The sequence below is a fragment of the Dietzia sp. CW19 genome, assembly GCF_014145265.1.
GTDB lineage: Bacteria > Actinomycetota > Actinomycetes > Mycobacteriales > Mycobacteriaceae > Dietzia > Dietzia natronolimnaea.
Genome location: NZ_JAALEE010000253.1, coordinates 1 through 3,885, shown reverse-complemented (window position 1 = coordinate 3,885; position 3,885 = coordinate 1). Strand labels below are relative to the sequence as shown.

Genomic DNA, 3,885 nt, shown 5'->3' with positions numbered 1-3,885 from the left:
GGAGGGCCTGCACCCGAGATGCGCGGCGAGTGACTCGCGGGCCTCCTCCACCCGGCGACGGGCGCGGCGGCCGGCTCCGTGGAGGGACGAGGCGTTACCGACGGTGGCGGCCGCCTCGGCATAGGCGGCCAGGGCCGACGGGCGCATCGGGGTGGTCGCGGCGTGGTCGAGATAGTGCGCGGTGCGGATCGTGAGCATGACGTCGGCAAGAATACGCCCGAACGCGCCGGACCCCGGCACCGCAGGGGTGCCGGGGTCCGGTCGGTACTGCCGGGCGCTGTCGCGCCGAACTCACTTACGGGCGTTGATGGCCTCGGTGAGCTGCGGGGCGACGTTGAACAGATCGCCGACGACGCCGTAGTCCGCGATCTCGAAGATCGGGGCCTCCTCGTCCTTGTTCACGGCGACGATCGTCTTGGACGTCTGCATCCCGGCGCGGTGCTGGATGGCGCCCGAGATCCCCAGGGCGATGTACAGCTGCGGCGACACGGTCTTGCCGGTCTGACCCACCTGGAACTGACCCGGGTAGTACCCCGAGTCGACGGCGGCGCGCGAGGCACCGACCGCACCCTTGAGCGAGTCGGCCAACGGCTCGACGACCTCTTCGAACTTCTCCGCCGAACCCACGCCACGACCACCGGCGACGACGACGGTCGCCTCGGTGAGCTCGGGACGGTCGCCACCGACGATCGGGTTGCGGGAGATGACCCTGGCGGCGTTCTCGGGCTCGGGGACGTCGACCTCGACGACCTCACCGGCCCCGGCGGACGGCGACGCCTCGACGGCGCCCGGGCGCAGGGTGTAGATGGGCGTGTCGCCGGCGACGGTCGCCTCGACGGTGAACGCGCCACCGAAGATCGAGTGGACCGCGGACCCGTCGGACTTGATCTCGACGACGTCACACAGGGTGCCGGAACCGGTACGGGCCGCGAGGCGACCCGCCACCTCCTTGCCCTCGAACGTGGCGGCCAGGACGATCGCCGCCGCGCCCTGCTCGGCGAGCCCGGCGAGGACGTCGACCTTGGGCGTGACGAGGTAGTTCTGGACCGCGTCGCCCTCGGCCACGTAGATCTTCTCCGCGCCGGCCTCCTTGAGGGCGTCGGTGAGCGCTGCGGCGGTGCCGGTCTCACCGAACACGACGGCGGACGGCTCACCGAGCGCGCGTGCGGCGGTCAGCAGTTCGAGGGTGACCTTCTTGAGTTCGCCGTCGACGTGCTCGACCGCGACGAGGACTTCAGCCATGGTGGATTCTCCTTGAAAAAGACTGGTGGGAGTCGGTCGGGGTGAGCGCGATCAGATGAGCTTCTGCGCGACGAGGTACTTGGCGACCTCGTTGCCGCCCTCGCCCTCGTCGGTGAACTTCTCACCGGCGCTGCGCGGCGGCTTGGGGACCGACGACGTGACGGTGGTCGCCGCGTTGTCCTTGCCCACCTGGCCGGCCTCGACGTTGGTGTCGGCCAGCGTCAGGACCTCGACCGGCTTCTTCTTGGCGGCCATGATGCCCTTGAAGGAGGGGAACCGCGGCTCGTTGATCTTCTCTCCGACCGACACGACGCAGGGCAGCGACGCCTCGATCTCGAAGATGCCCTCGTCGGTCTCCCGCTCACCCTTGATGGTCCCGCCGGAGACCTCGAGGGTGCGCATGTGGGTGACCTGCGGCAGGCCCAGGTACTCGGCGATGATGGCCGGGACGCTGCCCATGCGGCCGTCGGTGGCCTCGTTGCCACAGATGACCAGCTCGGTGCCCTCGATCGTGCCCAGCACGTTGGCGATGGCCCACGCGGTCTGGACGACGTCCGAGCCGTGGAGCGCCTCGTCGTTGAGGTGGACGGCCTTGTCGGCGCCCATCGACAGGGCCTTGCGGATCGCCTCGGTGGCGCGGTCGGGACCGGCGGTCAGGACGGTCACCTCGCCCCCCTCGGCCTCCTTGATCTGGAGAGCCTGCTCAACGGCCTTCTCATTGATCTCATCGAGGACCGCGTCCGCGGCCTCGCGGTCCAGGGTGAAGTCCCCATCGGAGAGCTTGCGCTCCGAGTAGGTGTCCGGAACCTGCTTGATCAGTACGACGATGTTCGTCATGGGCCTGCGTCGACCTCCTGCGAGTCGGGGCTGGGTGCGATCCGAACTGGCCGGGCGCACCGGATTGTGGTCCTGGGGACAACAATAACGTCACCCGGGCCCACCCTGCAGGAGCGGGGCCGTCAGTTGATGCGCTTGTCCCACCCCGACCACGCGGCGTCACGGAGTTCGTTCTTGCGGACCTTGCCGGTCGAGGTGCGCGGCAGGGCCTCGGTGAGCTCCACCGCACCGGGCACCTTGTACCGGGCGATCCTGGTCCGGCAATGATCGATCACACCGTCCTCGTCGAGGTCGGAACCGGGTTTCACCACGACGTACGCCTTCGGACGCTCACCCCACTTCTCGTCGGGCATCGAGACCACGGCGCAGTCCACCACGTCGGGGTGCGCCGCGATCGCCTGTTCGACCTCGATCGTGGAGATGTTCTCGCCGCCGGAGACCACCACGTCCTTGGCGCGGTCGAGCAGCTGCACGTACCCGTCCGGGTGCATCACGCCGAGGTCGCCCGAGTGGAACCAACCCCCGGCGAACGCGGTCGCCGTGGCCTCGGGGTCGGCGAAGTACCCCTTCATCACGCCGTTGCCCGTCATGACGACCTCGCCCATCGTCACGCCGTCGGCCGGGACGTCGACGAGGTGCTTCTCGCCGGGGCTGGTCCGCTCGACCACCCGGACCGTGTCGGCGTGGATCATGGCCACGCCCTGACGGGACTTGAGACCCGCACGCTCGTCCGGGTCCAGGTCCGCCCAGTCGGGCTGGGGCGTACACACCGTGAACGGCCCGTAGGTCTCGGTGAGCCCGTACACCTGCGTCACGTCGATGCCCAGGTCCTCGAAGCGTCGCAGGATCGTGGGCGAGGGCGGGGCGCCGGCGGTGACCATGCGGATCCCCGTCACCGGCCGGGCCGCCGGGTCGTCGGCGATCGTGCTCAACACCGCCGGGGCGCCGGCGAGGCGGTTGATCCCCTCGTCGTCGAACAGTCTCCAGATCTCATCGCCCCGGACGGCGCGCAGACACACGTGGGTGCCCATCGCGCCGGTCAGGGCCCACGTCGTGCACCACCCGTTGCAGTGGAACATCGGGAGCGTCCACAGGTAGCGCGAGTCCGCGTCCAGTCCCTGGGTGATGATCTCCCCGAGGGCGTTGAGGTAGGCACCGCGGTGGGTGTACATGACGCCCTTCGGGCGCCCCGTCGTGCCCGAGGTGTAGTTGACGGCGATCACGGCGTCCTCGTCCTCCACCGCCCAGGACACCGGCTGCGGGGAGGCCAGTGCCAGACCCTCCTCCAGCGCCTCGGCGCGGGGACCGAAGCGGGCCGGGTCCGGCTGGGTGCCGTCGGCGTCGGGGGTCACCAGGATCAGACTGATCGACTCCGGGACCTCGTCCCCCAGCCCGGCCAGGAGACCGGCGTCGGCGATGAGCACCGAGATCCCGGCGTGCTCGGTGATGTACGCGACCTCCGGGGCCGCGAGGCGGGTGTTGAGGGCCACCACCGCCCCGCCGGCGAGCGGGACCGCGAACTGTGCGAGCAGCGCCTCGGCGGAGTTGGGCGCGAGCACCCCGACGCGGTCGCCCCGGGCGACCCCGCGCATCCGCAGGAGTGAGGCCAGCCGCGTGGCGCGATCGGCGAACTCCGCGTAGCTCTGGCGGCGGGGGCCGTCCACCACCGCGGTCGCCTCGGGGAACACACGAGCGGCCTTCTCCAGGAAGCTCAGCGGGGTGAGAGCGGTGTCGAGTCCTGAGCTAGCTGTCATCGCGGATGGTCCGCCTCTCGTGAAGTGTCGAACTGGTCGCGGGTGGTCACGA

The 3,885-nt window shown here is 70.2% G+C and carries 4 protein-coding genes; all 4 read right to left on the bottom strand.

Annotated elements, in window-relative coordinates; all coding sequences use genetic code 11:
* Positions 1–189 (bottom strand): aminotransferase class V-fold PLP-dependent enzyme (locus G6021_RS08265; protein ID WP_347238933.1); only part of this gene is annotated, 189 nt, incomplete at its 3' end.
* A 102-nt stretch (positions 190–291) separates the two neighbouring features.
* The gene (locus tag G6021_RS08260) at positions 292–1,242 is read right to left on the bottom strand and encodes an electron transfer flavoprotein subunit alpha/FixB family protein (protein ID WP_179525537.1); all 951 of its coding nucleotides are present in this window, start codon (positions 1,240–1,242) and stop codon (positions 292–294) included.
* Positions 1,243–1,293: 51 nt separating this feature from the next.
* Complete coding sequence (locus G6021_RS08255; protein WP_179525538.1) at positions 1,294–2,079, bottom strand: electron transfer flavoprotein subunit beta/FixA family protein; 786 nt, start codon at positions 2,077–2,079, stop codon at positions 1,294–1,296.
* Positions 2,080–2,201: 122 nt separating this feature from the next.
* Positions 2,202–3,833 (bottom strand): AMP-binding protein, encoded by a 1,632-nt coding sequence (locus G6021_RS08250; RefSeq protein ID WP_179525539.1) that lies wholly within the window; start codon positions 3,831–3,833, stop codon positions 2,202–2,204.
* Between the last annotated feature and the right edge of the window lie 52 nt (positions 3,834–3,885).

Bases quoted from the DNA above. Each gene is read 5' to 3' on its own strand.
- G6021_RS08260 (WP_179525537.1), bottom strand. From the start codon at position 1,242: ATGGCTGAAGTCCTCGTCGCGGTCGAGCACGTCGACGGCGAACTCAAG.
- G6021_RS08255 (WP_179525538.1), bottom strand. From the start codon at position 2,079: ATGACGAACATCGTCGTACTGATCAAGCAGGTTCCGGACACCTACTCG.
- G6021_RS08250 (WP_179525539.1), bottom strand. From the start codon at position 3,833: ATGACAGCTAGCTCAGGACTCGACACCGCTCTCACCCCGCTGAGCTTC.